At 67.8% G+C, this 13569-nt stretch carries 19 protein-coding genes; 4 read left to right on the top strand and 15 right to left on the bottom strand.

All coding sequences use genetic code 11. The features are described 5' to 3' along the window. The 3 genes from VGC56_RS14560 to VGC56_RS14550 form a co-directional block, all read right to left on the bottom strand. Positions 1-339, bottom strand: a 339-nt coding sequence (locus tag VGC56_RS14560; protein ID WP_464126027.1) for a biotin/lipoyl-containing protein, incomplete at its 3' end; no start/stop codon positions are given. A 7-nt stretch (positions 340-346) separates the two neighbouring features. Further along, on the bottom strand, positions 347-1351 hold the full coding sequence (locus VGC56_RS14555; RefSeq protein ID WP_464126030.1) for an alpha-ketoacid dehydrogenase subunit beta: 1005 nt from the start codon (positions 1349-1351) through the stop codon (positions 347-349). Positions 1352-1356: 5 nt separating this feature from the next. Further along, a complete protein-coding gene (locus VGC56_RS14550) occupies positions 1357-2637 on the bottom strand; it encodes a thiamine pyrophosphate-dependent enzyme (protein ID WP_464126025.1) in 1281 nt (426 codons plus the stop codon). Positions 2638-2902: 265 nt separating this feature from the next. Between VGC56_RS14550 and VGC56_RS14545 the strand changes: the two genes are divergently transcribed. After that, positions 2903-3244, top strand: coding sequence for a hypothetical protein (locus tag VGC56_RS14545; RefSeq protein WP_464126023.1), 342 nt, complete (start codon positions 2903-2905; stop codon positions 3242-3244). A 92-nt stretch (positions 3245-3336) separates the two neighbouring features. After that, entirely contained in the window at positions 3337-3828 is a 492-nt protein-coding gene (locus VGC56_RS14540; protein ID WP_464126021.1) for a SixA phosphatase family protein, read from the top strand. 39 nt (positions 3829-3867) lie between these two features. Here VGC56_RS14540 and VGC56_RS14535 read toward each other — a convergent pair whose 3' ends face one another. The 7 genes from VGC56_RS14535 to VGC56_RS14505 all read right to left on the bottom strand — a co-directional run bounded on the left by VGC56_RS14535 (position 3868) and on the right by VGC56_RS14505 (position 7069). Next, complete coding sequence (locus tag VGC56_RS14535; RefSeq protein WP_464126019.1) at positions 3868-4101, bottom strand: hypothetical protein; 234 nt, start codon at positions 4099-4101, stop codon at positions 3868-3870. 29 nt (positions 4102-4130) lie between these two features. Beyond that, positions 4131-4496, bottom strand: coding sequence for a PspC domain-containing protein (locus tag VGC56_RS14530; RefSeq protein ID WP_464126017.1), 366 nt, complete (start codon positions 4494-4496; stop codon positions 4131-4133). Continuing rightward, positions 4493-4789: an envelope stress response membrane protein PspB gene (gene pspB, locus VGC56_RS14525; RefSeq protein ID WP_464126015.1), complete on the bottom strand. Its 297-nt coding sequence runs from the start codon at positions 4787-4789 to the stop codon at positions 4493-4495. Before pspB ends, VGC56_RS14530 begins: the two co-directional genes overlap by 4 nt. 1 nt (position 4790) lies before the next feature. Continuing rightward, a complete protein-coding gene (gene pspA, locus VGC56_RS14520) occupies positions 4791-5465 on the bottom strand; it encodes a phage shock protein PspA (RefSeq protein ID WP_464126029.1) in 675 nt (224 codons plus the stop codon). Positions 5466-5626: 161 nt separating this feature from the next. Then, positions 5627-5761, bottom strand: a complete 135-nt coding sequence (locus tag VGC56_RS14515) for a hypothetical protein (protein WP_464126013.1) — start codon at positions 5759-5761, stop codon at positions 5627-5629. A gap of 181 nt (positions 5762-5942) precedes the next feature. Then, positions 5943-6203, bottom strand: coding sequence for a hypothetical protein (locus tag VGC56_RS14510; protein WP_464126011.1), 261 nt, complete (start codon positions 6201-6203; stop codon positions 5943-5945). Between the two features lie 89 nt (positions 6204-6292). Further along, positions 6293-7069 carry an exodeoxyribonuclease III gene (locus VGC56_RS14505; RefSeq protein WP_464126009.1) on the bottom strand — a complete coding sequence of 259 codons (777 nt, stop codon included), beginning with the start codon at positions 7067-7069 and terminating at the stop codon, positions 6293-6295. A gap of 116 nt (positions 7070-7185) precedes the next feature. On the opposite strand from VGC56_RS14505, the gene VGC56_RS14500 reads away from it, so the two are divergent. Further along, positions 7186-8007, top strand: a complete 822-nt coding sequence (locus VGC56_RS14500) for a phytanoyl-CoA dioxygenase family protein (protein WP_464126007.1) — start codon at positions 7186-7188, stop codon at positions 8005-8007. A 25-nt stretch (positions 8008-8032) separates the two neighbouring features. Here VGC56_RS14500 and VGC56_RS14495 read toward each other — a convergent pair whose 3' ends face one another. Next, entirely contained in the window at positions 8033-8920 is an 888-nt protein-coding gene (locus VGC56_RS14495; protein ID WP_464126005.1) for an aldose 1-epimerase, read from the bottom strand. A 130-nt stretch (positions 8921-9050) separates the two neighbouring features. On the opposite strand from VGC56_RS14495, the gene VGC56_RS14490 reads away from it, so the two are divergent. Continuing rightward, entirely contained in the window at positions 9051-9374 is a 324-nt protein-coding gene (locus VGC56_RS14490; protein WP_464126004.1) for a hypothetical protein, read from the top strand. A 33-nt stretch (positions 9375-9407) separates the two neighbouring features. On the opposite strand, the gene VGC56_RS14485 is transcribed toward VGC56_RS14490, so the two are convergent. The 4 genes from VGC56_RS14485 to VGC56_RS14470 form a co-directional block, all read right to left on the bottom strand. Continuing rightward, positions 9408-10445, bottom strand: coding sequence for a hypothetical protein (locus tag VGC56_RS14485; protein ID WP_464126003.1), 1038 nt, complete (start codon positions 10443-10445; stop codon positions 9408-9410). A 192-nt stretch (positions 10446-10637) separates the two neighbouring features. Next, the gene (locus VGC56_RS14480; RefSeq protein ID WP_464126001.1) at positions 10638-11075 is read right to left on the bottom strand and encodes a bactofilin family protein; all 438 of its coding nucleotides are present in this window, start codon (positions 11073-11075) and stop codon (positions 10638-10640) included. A 187-nt stretch (positions 11076-11262) separates the two neighbouring features. Continuing rightward, complete coding sequence (dgoD, locus tag VGC56_RS14475) at positions 11263-12402, bottom strand: galactonate dehydratase (RefSeq protein WP_464126000.1); 1140 nt, start codon at positions 12400-12402, stop codon at positions 11263-11265. Continuing rightward, a partial coding sequence (locus tag VGC56_RS14470) for a family 1 glycosylhydrolase (RefSeq protein WP_464125998.1) occupies positions 12399-13569 on the bottom strand: 1171 nt, incomplete at its 5' end. The genes dgoD and VGC56_RS14470, both read right to left, overlap by 4 nt.

The raw sequence follows: 13569 nt of genomic DNA, 5'->3' as shown, positions 1-13569 counted from the left end.
GAGCTCCGGCCGCTCTTCGACCAGCCCGTCGGTAAAGGCCACCTCGTCGTGCCGCTGCCCGTCGGCTTGGGTCTCGTCGGCGCCTTCGGAAGCCGCGGCGTGCGTCTCGAACACCACCAGCACCGAGCCGATGGGGATCATGTCGCCAACCTCGCCGGCAACTTCCAGCACCGTGCCGGCAACCGGCGATTCCATCTCCACGGTCGCCTTGTCGGTCATCATGTCGGCGAGCTGCTGGTCCTCGGCGACTTCGTCCCCCACCTTGACGTGCCAGGCGACGATCTCGGCCTCGGCGATGCCTTCGCCGATGTCGGGCAGCTTGAATTCGTAGCGCGCCATGGCGGTGTCAGTCCTCCAATGCCTTTTGCATCGCCGTGCCGAGGCGGATCGGGCCCGGAAAGTAAGCCCATTCGAGCGAGTGGGGATAGGGGGTGTCGAAGCCCGTCGCCCGCTGCACCGGCGCTTCGAGATGGTAGAAGCAGCGCTCCTGGACCAGCGCACTGAGCTCCGCCCCGAAGCCGCCCGTCCGCGTTGCTTCGTGAACGACGACGCAGCGGCCGGTCTTCTTCACCGATTCCTCGATCGTGTCGATGTCGACGGGGACGATGGAGCGCAGGTCGATGACTTCCGCGTCGATCCCTTCCGCCTCGACGGTGGCGAGGGCCACGTGGACCATCGTGCCGTAGGCGATGACGGTCAGCTCCTGGCCCTCGCGCACCACCGCCGCCTTGCCGAGCGGGACGGTGTAGTGGCCGTCCGGCACCTCCGCCTTGGGATGCTTGGCCCAGGGGGTGACGGGGCGGTCGAAGAAGCCGTCGAACGGGCCGTTATAGATGCGCTTGGGCTCGAAGAAGAGGACCGGGTCGTCATCCTCGATCGCGGCGATCAGCAGGCCCTTGGCGTCGTATGGGTTGGACGGGATCACCGTCTTCAAGCCGGCGACATGGGCGAACAGGGCTTCGGGGCTCTGGCTGTGGGTCTGGCCGCCGAAGATGCCGCCGCCGTAGGGCGAGCGGATCACCATCGGCAGATACCATTCGCCGGCCGTGCGGTAGCGCATGCGGGAGGCTTCGGAGACGATCTGGTCGAATCCCGGGTAGATGTAATCGGCGAACTGGATTTCGGCGACGGGGCGGAGGCCGTAGGCGGCCATGCCGATCGCGGTGGCGACGATGCCGTTTTCGCTAATCGGTGCGTCGAAGGTGCGGGTGCGGCCGAATGTCTTCTGCAGCCCTTCGGTGACGCGGAAGACGCCGCCGAAATAGCCGACGTCCTCGCCCAATGCGACGACGTTGGGATCGCGCTCCATCATGACGTGGTGGGCGCTGTTGAGCGCCTGGATCATGTTCATGACGCTCATTTGCGCTTCGCCTCGAGCTCGGCGACCATCTGCGCCTGCTGCTCGCGAAGGTGCCAGGGCATCTCGGCGAAGACGTCCTCGAACATGGTGGTGACGTCCTGCGGGAAATCGATCGTCGAGGTGACGAGGGTGCCGTGGGTCTCGGCTTCGCGCTGCGCGGCGCGGACTTCGGCGGCGATCTCCTCGCCCAGCGCCGCGTGGCGCTCGTCGTCCCATTCGCCCAGTGCAACCAGGTGGCGGCGCAGGCGCTCGAGCGGATCGCCGAGCGGCCATTTCGAGCCCGCCTCCTTGGGCCGGTAGACGGAGGGGTCGTCCGAGGTCGAATGGCCTTCGACGCGGTAGGTGAACATCTCGATCAGGGTCGGCCCGAGATTGGCGCGGGCACGGTCGGCGGCCCAGCGCGTCGCGGCGTAGACGGCGAGGGCGTCGTTGCCGTCGACCCGCAGCCCCGCGATGCCGTAGCCGATGGCGCGGGCGGCGAAGGTGGTGAGGTCGCCTCCCGCTATTCCGGAGAAGCTCGAAATCGCCCACTGGTTGTTGACGATGTTGAGGATGACGGGCGCGCGGTAGACGCCGGCGAAGGTGCAGGCGGCGTGGAAATCGCCCTCCGCCGTTGAGCCGTCGCCGATCCAGCCGGCGGCGATGCGGCTGTCGCCCTTGATCGCACTCGCCATCGCCCAGCCAACCGCCTGCGGGAACTGGGTTGCGAGGTTGCCGGAGATGGAGAAGAAGCCGTGGGCGCGGTCTGAATACATGACCGGCAGCTGGCGGCCCTTCAATTTGTCGCGCCGGTTCGAATAAATCTGGCACATCATCTCGACGAGCGGATAGCCGCGGGCGACGAGGATGCCTTGCTGGCGGTAGGTCGGGAAGCACATGTCGTCCCGGTCGAGCGCATGGGCGGCGGCGACGGCCACCGCCTCCTCGCCCGTCGACTTCATGTAGAAGCTGGTCTTGCCCTGCCGCTGGGCACGGTACATGCGATCATCGTAGACGCGCACCAGCATCATGTCGCGCAGCATGCGGCGCAGCGTGTCGGGATCGAGCTTCGGGTCCCACGGGCCGACCGCCCTTCCCTCCTCGTCCAGCACCCGCACCAGGCTCATGGCGAGTTCGTGGGTCTCGCTGGCGGCGGCATGCGGGTCCGGACGACGGACGGCGCCGGCGGCGGGAATGGCGATCGACGAGAAATCGATCTCGTCCCCCGGCCGCGCCGACGGCTCCGGAACATGGAGGGAGAGCGCCGGACGGTTCGGGCGCTCCTGTCTGTCGGTCATCCTCACCCTTCGTATCGCTGCGCGCGTAGTTGCGTCCGCCCGTAGAGGAGGACGCGGGGGAGGAAAAGGGGTTCCCGCCGGGACGCGCCGCGACCGACCAACCGCGGGCCTCGTCACGCAGGCGAAACATTACAAAAGGCAGCGTAATCATACTTGCGCCCAAGATGGGTTAATGTAATGCCGTGCTTGCTTGGGGAAGCAACCGTGGTCTTGTGCAAATGGAATACAGAGGCGATCTGCCAGCCCTGAAAAGGGAGGGTCCTTAATGGCTTACGTCGTTCTATTCGGCGGAGGCGACGCCGGCGGAGTCATCTTGACCGAGCATGGCGTCAAGCCGATTCCACCGTGGAAACCGTTCTGGCTCGCCGAACTTCGCGCGCTGTCGGCGCTCGTCGCGGCCAGGGTCGCGTCGGGCCGCGGCAAGCTGCGACGGGACCTCGATCCGCAGATCGAGAAGCTGAACGGCGCGGTGCTGGAAGCGGCGACCCATGATTTCGGCTCGCTCGGCAATGGCGGCATCCTGTTCGAGGCCGACGGCGACGGCGTCTATTGCGGCTCGACCGGCCCGGTCCACATCCCGATCCACCGCACGGCGGCCGCGGCTTAAGCGGGGAGCGCTGGCGCGCGCCGGCGGCCGGCAACACCCGCTTGCCAAGCGGCGCGTTCTGCGGGACGAATGGGGCGAAAGGGATTTTCGTCATGACCTTGCTGCGCCGCCTCGCTCTGCCGTTCCTCGCCCTCGCCGCCGGTGCCGCCTTTGCCGCGCCCGCGGCGCCTGCGCCCGGCGTCTACGTGATGCGGCATCTCCAGAAGGATGCGGGCGACGATCCGGGCCTCAGCGCCGAGGGCAAGGCGAATGCCGAGCGGCTCGCCGGCTGGTTCGGGGCCGATACGCCGCGAGCGATCTACGTCAGCAGCACGCGGCGGGCGCGGGAGACGGCGGCGCCGCTCGCCCGCAAGCTCCACATCGCGGCCAAGGAATATGCCCCTGCCGACGTGGCTGGTCTGGTGGCCCGGGTGCGGCAGGAGACCGGCACCGTCCTCATCGTCGGCCATTCGAACACCGTACCAATCATCGTCGAGGCGCTGGGCGGCGCCCGCCCCGCCCCGATCGCGGACGACAGCTTCGGCGACATCTGGCGCGTCTCGCGGGGCGGCCAGGTCGAAAAGAAGAGCCTCGGCGGGCGCTGATCCGGCCGAGGCCCTCCCCCTCCCAAAGCTGTTCGCGTCTTACAGATCGACGCAGGCGGCGATGGATTCGAGCTTGCGGATGCGCTCCTTCAGGTCCGCCATCTCGATCCGCTCGGCCATTGGGCCGCGGCCTTCGGCGCCGTGGCGGCCGCTGAGCTCGAGCCGCTTCAAGTCGAGCCACCCCTGCCAGCCCCGCAGCGTCGCCGCGGTGAGGATGGCGATGCCGCCGAGGGCCGATCCGGCGACGGCGATCATGGTCAGCTGTTCGGTCATGTCACTTCCTCCCAATCCGTGCCGCGTCTTCAGCGCAGCTTTTCGATTTCGCGGGCGAGCGGCGAGTTGGCGCTCGCCATGCAGCTGTCGATCTCGGCGAGGCGCCGGTCGAAATCGCCCATCGTCTGCTTCATCTCGTAGGTGGACATGCGTGCGCGGCGCGCCGGCCTGTCGTCCTCGTCGCGGTCCCGGTCGCGGTCGCTGGCCGGCCCGGGCGCCGCCTTCGCCACCAGCCCGGCAACGAAATAGACGATGACGAGGGGGTGGATGATCAAGGCGGCGACGACGGTGGCGACGCGGACGAGGGTCACGTCCCAGCCGGTCATGTTCGCTATGCCGGCGCAGACGCCCATCACCTTCTTGTTCGCCTTGTCCAAAGTGAAGCTCTTCCTCATTTGATCCTCCTCAGCGTCTCGTCGCGCGTTTCCTGGGTGATGGTTTCGGCGGGATCGTGGGCGATCTCGCGCCAATTCGGGCTGTCCGCGGTGACGATCTGCTCGACGGTGCGGACGCGGTCCTCGAGCCGGCGGGCGAGGGCGTACATCTCCTCGATCATCCGCTCATCGGCATTGGTCAGCGTCGCGGCGGTCTTCCACCGCGTGACGTAGTGGAAGATGATCCACGGCAGCCCGATGAAGACGATGGCGACGACGGCCAGCACGAACAGGAAAAACCAGGCGGGCACCATCTCAAGCCTCCACGGTGGAAGCGATGCGGAGCTTGAGCGCGGCGAGCTCGGCGTCGACCTTGTCGGCGTTGCGCAGCTCGGCAATCTCCTCCTCCAGCGTCATCGGCGGGGCGCCGAGCGCCAGCGCCTCGGCCCGCGCCTCCGCCTCGTCGACGCGGCGGTCGAGCAAGGCGAAGCGAGAAAAGGCATCATCGACCTTCGGGCCGGAATGCATTTCGCGCAGGCGCGCCCGCTGGTTGGCGCTTTCGAGCCGGGTCTGGACCGCCGACTGGCGGCTGCGCGCCTCGCGCAGCTTGGTCTGGAGCCGGGAGATGTCCGCCTCGGAGGCGCGCAGCCCGGTGTCGAGCACCTCGATCTCGCCGCGGAGGGCTTCGGCCATGCCGGCAGCCTTCTGCTTTTCGCCGAGGGCAGCCTTGGCGAGATCCTCGCGGCCCTTGGACAGCGCCAGCTCGGCTTTCTCGAGCCAGCTGCCTTGCATCCGCTCGAGCCGGGCGATCTGGCTGCGCATCTCCTTCTGGTCGGCGATGGTGCGGGCGATGCCGGCGCGGACTTCGACGAGCGTCTCCTCCATCTCCATGACGATCATCCGGATCATCTTCGCGGGGTCTTCGGCCTTGTCCAAAAGCTCGGCCATGTTGGAGGCGACGATGTCGCGGGTCCGCGAGAAGATGCTCATCGGTATCAATTCCCTGATCGTGAACTGGGGGCGCGGCGCATGCGGCGCCTGGGGGCGCGGCGGCGGCAGCGGAGAGAAGGTCGGCCGCGGCGGCGCCATCGGCTTCAGCGCATCGCGCGTCACGTGAATGGCCTCGCCCATCGTCCGGCTCCGCCTGCCGGTCACGCGACCAGCGAGGCGGCGGGGGCCGTCTCGACGGCGCGGGCCGGACCGACGGCGGCACCGACGGCGGTGGAGGTCAGGATGATCGCGGCAACCACCGCCACCATCGTTTCCTTGAAGCTGTTCTTGAACATCGTCCCACTCCCAAAACCTGAAATCCAGACCGCCATCGCGGCGGATACCCAAGCTATAACAAGGGCCGTGCCAGCTTCGCCGAATTGGCGGAAATCTGCGGTTTCTTAGAGTTGACGATGCTTATGCCGGGGGATTAGTCCGCGGCAGGTTGGGATTTTCCACCAACCGTTGGGACGCCTGTCAGGCGATGCGGGCTCGCTGCACCACCCGGCGCAGGCTCGCCCGGCGCACCGCCGGCGGGCGGGTGGAGTCGAGGATCTTGGCGCCGGCCATGAACACGACACCGGTGCAGGCGGCGAAGAGCAGCCAGCCGGGGAAGCCGGGATAGGCGTCGTGGTAGCGCAGGCCGCGGGTGCACGCGCCGACGGCGAGGGCGTAGATCACGGCCCAGGCCTCGAAACGCGATTTGATGAGGAACAGCCGCGCCAGCTTCTTGATCATGCCGGTACGGGAGCAAGGACCGGGCCAATGGCGGAAATCCGCCGTTCCGAATGGTTTACGTGAGCGCGGGTGTAAATGTTACCGACGCTTTAACCATCTTTGAGGTCGATCCAGGTGGGGGCGTGGTCGCTCGTCCCCTCCCGGGCCCGCACGTCGGTATCGACGCCGGCGCTCTCCAGCCGCGCCGCGGCGGCAGGATTGAGGAGCAGGTGATCAATGCGGATGCCGGCGTTGCGGGCGAAGGCGTTCCGCCAATAGTCCCAGAAGGTGTAGAGGCGTGCGTCCGGGTGGAGGTGGCGGAGCGCATCGACCCAGCCCTGGTCGACCAGGCGGCGGTATTGCGCGCGCGGCTCTGGCTGGAAGAGGGCGTCGTCCTGCCAGCGTTCGGGCTTGTAGACGTCGAGGTCGGTGGGGATGACGTTGTAGTCGCCGGCGACGACGACCGGCTCGGTGAGGCCGTAGAGCATTTTGGCGTGGGCGATCAGCCGCTCGTTCCAGGCGAGCTTGTAGTCGAACTTGGGGCCAGGGTGCGGATTGCCATTGGGGGCGTAGAGGCCGCCGACGAGGACCCCGCCGATGGCCGCTTCGATATAGCGGGCCTGCTCGTCGGAGGGGTCGCCCGGGAGGCCGCGGTGGGTCTCGACCGGCGTGCAGCCGCGGGCGAGGATGGCGACCCCGTTCCAGCGCGCCTGGCCCTGCCAGATGGCGCCATAGCCCGCCTTCTCGATGGCGGCGGCGGGGAACTTGTCCTGCGGCGCCTTCAATTCCTGTAGGCAGACCACGTCCGGCTTCGCCGCCGCGAGCCAGTCGAGGAGAATAAGAAGACGGCCGTTGATGCCGTTGACGTTCCAGGTGGCGATGCGCATCGGAAAAGGGGAACGCCGCCAGCGCGTCCCGGGTTGCGGCGAGCCGTGCGATCGCCCCTCGCACGTACCTGCGGAAGACCTTATCTTGGCACGGCATTCTTCCGCGGGATTCGAGCATGAACGAGCAGACGTACGAGCCGGCCGACCTAATGCGCGGCCTCTATGGCGACGGCATCATCGCGCTGAAGGGCGCCTTTTCGCGGGACTGGGCCGAGCGGATGCGCGGGGAGGTCATGGGCCTCTTCGAGGAGGCGAGGGAGGTCCCCGGCGGCGCGCTGCCGCGGGGGCCGGAGCGCTGGTATGTCGAGGTCCAGCCGGAGCGGCTCTCGGGCTTCGTGGACATCGCCACCCACCCGTGGTTCGTCGCAGTGTGCGAGGCGGTGCTCGGGCCGGACTATAAGATCGTCGAGGTCGGCTTCGACATCCCCTTCCCGGGCGCCGCCGACCAGCCCTGGCACCGCGATTTCTTCGTGCCCGAGGCGACGACGAAGCAGCGGCGCCTGAACTCGCTCGCGTTCAACCTAACCGCCGTCGACACCCGGCCGGAGCACGGTCCGTTCGAGATCGCGCCGGGCACGCAATGGGACCAGTTCGAAGGCTGCCCCAAGGGCATGTTCCCGCCGCGCGAGCTGTGGCCGCGCTACATCGAACGGGCGCAGCAGAAGCTGCCGCAGCTGGGCGACATGTCGGCGCGCTCCGCCCTCACCATCCACCGCGGCACCGCCAACCGGTCCGACGAGCCGCGCCCGACCCTGGTCGTCGGCGTCGACGCGCCCGACGCGACCAACGCCGCCCATCACGACCTCCAGGTCACAAGCAACTATCTCGAAAGCCTGCCGCCCCGCGTGCGCGACCACCTCACCTACCGCGTCGCCGATACGCTGGAGCCGGTGATCCAGCACCATGTGATCGAAGGGTTGCTAGAGGCGGCATACTAGTCACCCTTGCTAGAAGGGGGGCGAGTTACTGGGGCGTCACGTCGATGCGCATCGACAGAGACATTGTTTCGCCGGGCAGGAGAACGCGCAGGCCGAGCTTCGGCCACTCTTCCTCCGCGGCGTTGAGCGCGGCGTTGGCGTGGGTGACGGGCTCCGCGGCGAAAGAGTCCCCTTCCGCCGGTGCGTAGACGTGGAGAAACCGGCCTTCGGGAGAGGACAGCGTCACCGCAAAGGGCCAGGCCGGGTCGCTGATCCGCGCCGTCCCGCCCCAGCCGCCGAAGCCGTTATCCAGGCCGGCCCCACAGATTCGCCGCGCACGCAGATCGTAGTGCCTCTGCGCCGGCACCTCCTCCACTGGAAGGGTTTCGGCGTCGATCGTCCAGGCGCGGGCGACTTCCGCGTCGAGAACCGTCTCCGGCGTGCAGGGGAAATAGGGATGCAGGCCGAGGCCGCAGGGCATAGGCGCATCGCCGTCGTTCGTGCAGGTGAGCGCGAGGGTGAGACCATCCGCGTCGAGCGCGAAATGCTGCGCAGCATAAAAGGCCCACGGCCACTCGCCCGCAGCGTGGCGAAAGCGCAACACGAGCTCGGAATCGCCATGCTTTTCCACATACCAGCGCGCCAGCCATCCCGACCCGTGAAGCGGGGTCGGGTCTCCCCGCAGGTTCGGCGCGAGGCGTATTTCGCGGCCGCGGAACGCGAAGCGGCCGCTCCGCACACGGTTGACGAACGGGACGAGGGGGAAGCAGCCTTGGTCGAGAATTCCGCCTTCGCCCGGCGCAACACCATGAAATATCGGTACTTTCCCGGCGCCCGCATCGTAATCGAAGCGGGCGATGCTGCCGCCCAGCGCCGGGCGCAGCACCAGCCAGAGCGGGCCGCGAGTCAGGATGGGATGGTCTTCGCTGTCCATGGATGAACCGGCTCCTAAAGCCCCGTTCAGCCTCGGGAAACGCTTCTGTGGATAAATCACACAAATGGGCTTGTCCGGCGACTCGGGGAAGCTAAGTTCGCCCCGGGGAATACCGGGAGGGGTTGTTGTAATGAGTAGGTTGGTAAAAGACTTTATCGAAGTGAAGGACTGCGGCTCGCTCGACGATCTGATCGCGCGGCTGCAGGAGGTGCGGGAAAGCCTTCCGGGCCATGCCGCGCCGGAAGTGCGGATGCGCGGCGACGACATTTTCGGCCGTCACGTCTGCGTCAGCTTCTACCGCGAGCAGACCGAGGAAGAGGCGGCGGTCGATGCCCGCTACGCCGACGCCTACCGCCAGTCGCGCGAGCGCGAACTGAGCCGCCTGCAGGACGAACTGGGCTGCTGCCCGGTCCCGCAGCAGCCGGTGGCGCGCCGGCTGCGCATCGTCGCCTGATCCGGCCCTCCCCGCGCAAAAGTGGGGAGGCGATCAGCGCAGCGGCTTCTCCGCGGCGACGAACCGCGCGAGCGCCCAGCATTGGGCGCCGCGATGGTCGACGCTCACCCACTCCCCCTCGCGCGCGAGGATGCGCACGGCGTCGCCGCGGCCGAGGTTGCGCACCCGCCGCGCCTGCCGCGCCGGCGCCGCGCGGCAGCTGAGAACGCCGGCGGTGACAAAGGAGTCCGTGCTTGCTGCCGAGGCGACAGGGGCCGGGAACAGCGGCTGCGTCTCGCCGATCGGCACTTCGGCGGGCTCGGGGCGGCTGGGCGGCGACAGCGTCACCGCCAGCACCGCGATCGACGCCGCCATGACGAAGGCGGCGGCGGCGATCACCCACGGGCGATTTCCTGCCTTCGGCACGAGCCGACGGGCCGTCTTCGCCAATGCCTGGCGCAGCCACGGCGTGCGCGGCGGCTTGGGCGGCCGCGGCGGCTCGGCTTGCGTCTCGTGGCTCAGTGGCTGGGTCGGGACGGGGGCGCCAAGAGCCGGCGCTTCCGGCTGCGGCCCCTCCTCCATGAAATCCCAATAGGGCCGGTTCGGAGACGCAGGCGGCGCGGGCGCATGGGCCGGCTCGACGGTGGGCGTCCTTTCTTCCCGCAGCCGCGCCAGAACGGCCTCGATCGGGAGGATGCGCCGCTTGCGACCCGCGGGAGGCGATTGCGGGGGCGCAGCGCCATGCTGTTCCATGCCGTCCGGATCGGCCTGTTCAAGCGGAGAGAAATCCGCTTCCGGTTCCGCAGGCGCTGCCGCGGCGGGCGGCGCGTGCGGCGAGTCGACAGGGGCAGGACTCTCGCGTGCGGCAGGTGGCGCGGTCGGCGGCATCTCGGCCGCTAAAGCGACTTGAGGCCGGTCCTGCGGGGGAGTCGCGGCCCAGACGATGCGGTAGCCGCGCGGCACGTGCCAGCCCTCATAGGCCGTGCGGACGATGTCCTGGCCGCACCGCCGGCAGGTGGCGAAATAATAGCCGTCGTTCCACCGCGGGGCGGCGCGCGGGGCGTGGCGGCCGAGGCTGCAGAGGAGGTTCATCGGACGCGCGCCCGTCGCAGCCGCAGGAGCGGCCGTGTGCGGGGACGGCTGGGTGCCGGGTCCATCCTCATCGGTTCCTCCCCCGCGACCCGAGTCGCTGCGGCCGGTGTCGAGCGGCTCCCGAGCAGCTCCAGGCGAGGCGGCTGCGGGGATGTCTCGTTCGGCACGGGCTTTGGTCACGGCCCGCCTCCGCTACTCTATGTAGACGGCCTTGCCCTTGGGCGCAGGCGGGGCGGGAGGCTGTTGCTCCACCAGCCGCAGCCGCGCCGGGTCGACGGCCTCTTCCTCCGACCTCTGGTAGCTCATCCGGCCGTGGACGATGCCGCCATTGGCGATGCGGATGCGCGAATAGGTGACGTCGCCCGTCACCCGCGCCGACGCCTCAATGGCGAGGTCCTTGGTTTCGATGGAGCCGTCGACCGCGCCCGCGACCCGCACCCGGTCGGCGATGACGTTGCCGCGGATCTCGCTGCCCTCGCCGAGCAGCAAGGTCGCGCAATGCACGTCCCCCGTCACCTTGCCCTGGATCTGCAGATCGACCGAGGCTTCGATATTCCCGGTCACCGTGATACCGGCGCCGATCACCGACACGTCCCCACTCGCAATCTCTCTCTGGCTGGTCGCTTCCATTATGATTGGTCTCCTTTGGGTGTCGCACGGCCGCCACTCCGCCGCAGGAGACGCAGCGACGGAAACACACGCGGCCGAACAGGACTCGCAAACGAGGACTGGTAGGATTGGCTCCCGAGGGAGACAAAGAAAAACGATATGATTTCAATCAAGTGCCCAAAATGGCACACACCAAAATGGTTCTATTTCACCACTCGGCGAAGCTGCCGTCGTGCTGGCGCCAGACGGGGTTGCGCCAGCGGTGCGCCTCCTTCGCCGACTCGCGCACCGCGTCCTCGTCGATCTCAATGCCGAGGCCGGGGCCGGTGGGGATCGGGAGGTAGCCGCCGATGGCGGTGAGCGGCGTCTTGTCCTTCATGTAGGTGTAGAGGTCGGCGCCGACATTGTAGTGGATGCCGAGCGACATCTCCTGGATCGCGACGTTGGGCGCGCAGGCGGCGAGCTGGACGCAGGCTGCCAGCGCCAGCGGCCCCAGCGGGCAGTGCGGCGCCACCGCGACATCGTAGGTCTCGGCCATGGCGGCGATCTTGCGGCATTCGGTGAGGCCGCCGGCGTGGCTGAGGTCGGGCTGGATGATGTCGACCGCGCCGGTTTCGAAGAACGGCTTGAAGTCCCAGCGCGAGAAGAGCCGCTCGCCGAGCGCGATCGGCGTGGCGGTGAGGTGGGCGATCTGGGTCAGCCCCTCGTGATTCTCCGAGAGCAAGGGCTCCTCGATGAACAGGAGGCCCAATGGCTCGAGCACCTTGGCGAGCTGCTTAGCCATCGGCCGATGGACGCGGCCGTGGAAATCGAGGCCGACGTCCATTCCCTCCGCCTGCGCCGCCTGGACGCGGTGGATGACGTCGTCGAACAATTTGGGCGTGCCGATCCAGTCGAGCTCCGCCGTCGCGTTCATCTTGACCGCGCCGAAGCCCTGCGCCTTGCGCGCCCGCGCCGCGTCGGCGATTTCGTGCGGCCGGTCGCCGCCGATCCAGGCGTAAGCGCGGATGCGGTCGCGGACCCGCCCGCCGAGCATTTCGTAGGCCGGAAGGCCGAGCGCGCGGCCCTTCAGGTCCCACAAGGCCTGGTCGAGGCCGGCGATCGCGGACATCATCACCGGCCCGCCGCGGTAGAAGCCGCCGCGATAGCCGATCTGCCAGATATCCTCGATGCGGAACGGGTCGTGGCCGAGGAAGCGGTCCTTCAGCGCCTCGAAGGCGCCGTCCACCGCCTCCGCCCAGCCTTCGAGGCTCGCCTCGCCCCAGCCCACCGCGCCGTCGTCGCTCTCGACCCGGACGAACAGCCAGCGCGGCGCGACGGTAAAGGTTTCGATGCGGGCGATCTTCATGTGCTGCCCTCCGGCTGCGACGGTTCGGTGACGAAATCCTTGAGGCGCCGCGCCGCATCCTCCTGCTGCTCACGCACGAAGACGCGCTCGGCTTGGTGGGGGCTGACGATCGGCACGGTGAGGCACAGGCTCGAGGCCGGCAGCACGTCGCGCCAGTCGGCGATCAGCTTCTTGTAGGCGGTGCCGACGTTGCGGATGTTGCGGTCGAGATCGAACAGGCCGAGCGGATTGACGTTGCCGTTCTGCTCCCGGAGCGCGGTGTCCCAATCGATCTGGTCGGTCAGCGAATACCAGGTGAAGCCGACGGTCGGGATGCCGACGTTGCGGATGCGTAGGACGTTCGCCCATTCCTTCCACAGCCACTGCACCGCCTCCTGGCCGGTCGGGCCCTCCTTCATGTTGGTCTCGGTGTGCATCACCGGCAGGCGGTAGCGGTTGTAATATTGGCGGGTGATCTCGCTGTAGCCGAACACCTCCCCCGACGATTCCGTATGGCCGTCGGCGAACACGCGGTGCTCGTTGGTCATGTAATAATCGTTGCCGAGGATGCAGTGCTGCTTGAGGTTGTGATCGAGGAAGAAATGGTACTCCTCCCGGGTCATTCCGTTGTCCATGAGGTATTCGTACATTTCCGAGCCGATGCGGATCCCGTAATTGAGGTCCAGCGGCAGGAACCGCATCGAGTTCAGCACCTCGGCGCGCCCGATCGCCGCGGGGCTGTCGGCGTGGAAATATTCCGAGCTCTCGGACTGGATGAAGATGGCGTCCGGGCGCCGCTTCAAGATCTCGATCATCGCCAGCACGTTCGCCTTGACGATGTGCTTCAAGGCCGTGACGAACGACCTGTCGTCGGTCGCCTGCTCGTTCCACCACCCATATTTGGCCGAGAAGACCGCGCAGATGAACATCTCGTTGACCGGGGTGTAGAGCTGGACCCACGGATAGCGGTCGGCGAAGGCACCGGCATAGGCGGCGAAGAGCTGCGGGAAATCGGGATTCTGGAAATTGCCGATCCAGTCGGGAACGCCGAAATGGCAGAGGTCGACGATCGGCGTGATGTTGCGCCGCTTGAGCTCGGGGAAGGTGAGGTCGGCGAACTCCCAGTCATATTGCCGCGGCCCGAGGAAGGTGCGGTAAAGCGCCGGACCGTAGCGCAGATACTGGATG

The organism is Allosphingosinicella sp. (genome assembly GCF_036403745.1).
Classification (GTDB): Bacteria; Pseudomonadota; Alphaproteobacteria; order Sphingomonadales; family Sphingomonadaceae; genus Allosphingosinicella.
Note: the sequence above shows the minus strand (reverse complement) of the source record. Positions and strands in the feature narration are given on the sequence as shown.

Bases quoted from the DNA above. Each gene is read 5' to 3' on its own strand.
- VGC56_RS14555 (WP_464126030.1), bottom strand. From the start codon at position 1,351: ATGAACATGATCCAGGCGCTCAACAGCGCCCACCACGTCATGATGGAG.
- VGC56_RS14550 (WP_464126025.1), bottom strand. From the start codon at position 2,637: ATGACCGACAGACAGGAGCGCCCGAACCGTCCGGCGCTCTCCCTCCAT.
- VGC56_RS14545 (WP_464126023.1), top strand. From the start codon at position 2,903: ATGGCTTACGTCGTTCTATTCGGCGGAGGCGACGCCGGCGGAGTCATC.
- VGC56_RS14540 (WP_464126021.1), top strand. From the start codon at position 3,337: ATGACCTTGCTGCGCCGCCTCGCTCTGCCGTTCCTCGCCCTCGCCGCC.
- VGC56_RS14535 (WP_464126019.1), bottom strand. From the start codon at position 4,101: ATGACCGAACAGCTGACCATGATCGCCGTCGCCGGATCGGCCCTCGGC.
- VGC56_RS14530 (WP_464126017.1), bottom strand. From the start codon at position 4,496: ATGAGGAAGAGCTTCACTTTGGACAAGGCGAACAAGAAGGTGATGGGC.
- pspB (WP_464126015.1), bottom strand. From the start codon at position 4,789: ATGGTGCCCGCCTGGTTTTTCCTGTTCGTGCTGGCCGTCGTCGCCATC.
- pspA (WP_464126029.1), bottom strand. From the start codon at position 5,465: ATGAGCATCTTCTCGCGGACCCGCGACATCGTCGCCTCCAACATGGCC.
- VGC56_RS14515 (WP_464126013.1), bottom strand. From the start codon at position 5,761: ATGTTCAAGAACAGCTTCAAGGAAACGATGGTGGCGGTGGTTGCCGCG.
- VGC56_RS14510 (WP_464126011.1), bottom strand. From the start codon at position 6,203: ATGATCAAGAAGCTGGCGCGGCTGTTCCTCATCAAATCGCGTTTCGAG.
- VGC56_RS14505 (WP_464126009.1), bottom strand. From the start codon at position 7,069: ATGCGCATCGCCACCTGGAACGTCAACGGCATCAACGGCCGTCTTCTT.
- VGC56_RS14500 (WP_464126007.1), top strand. From the start codon at position 7,186: ATGAACGAGCAGACGTACGAGCCGGCCGACCTAATGCGCGGCCTCTAT.
- VGC56_RS14495 (WP_464126005.1), bottom strand. From the start codon at position 8,920: ATGGACAGCGAAGACCATCCCATCCTGACTCGCGGCCCGCTCTGGCTG.
- VGC56_RS14490 (WP_464126004.1), top strand. From the start codon at position 9,051: ATGAGTAGGTTGGTAAAAGACTTTATCGAAGTGAAGGACTGCGGCTCG.
- VGC56_RS14485 (WP_464126003.1), bottom strand. From the start codon at position 10,445: ATGAACCTCCTCTGCAGCCTCGGCCGCCACGCCCCGCGCGCCGCCCCG.
- VGC56_RS14480 (WP_464126001.1), bottom strand. From the start codon at position 11,075: ATGGAAGCGACCAGCCAGAGAGAGATTGCGAGTGGGGACGTGTCGGTG.
- dgoD (WP_464126000.1), bottom strand. From the start codon at position 12,402: ATGAAGATCGCCCGCATCGAAACCTTTACCGTCGCGCCGCGCTGGCTG.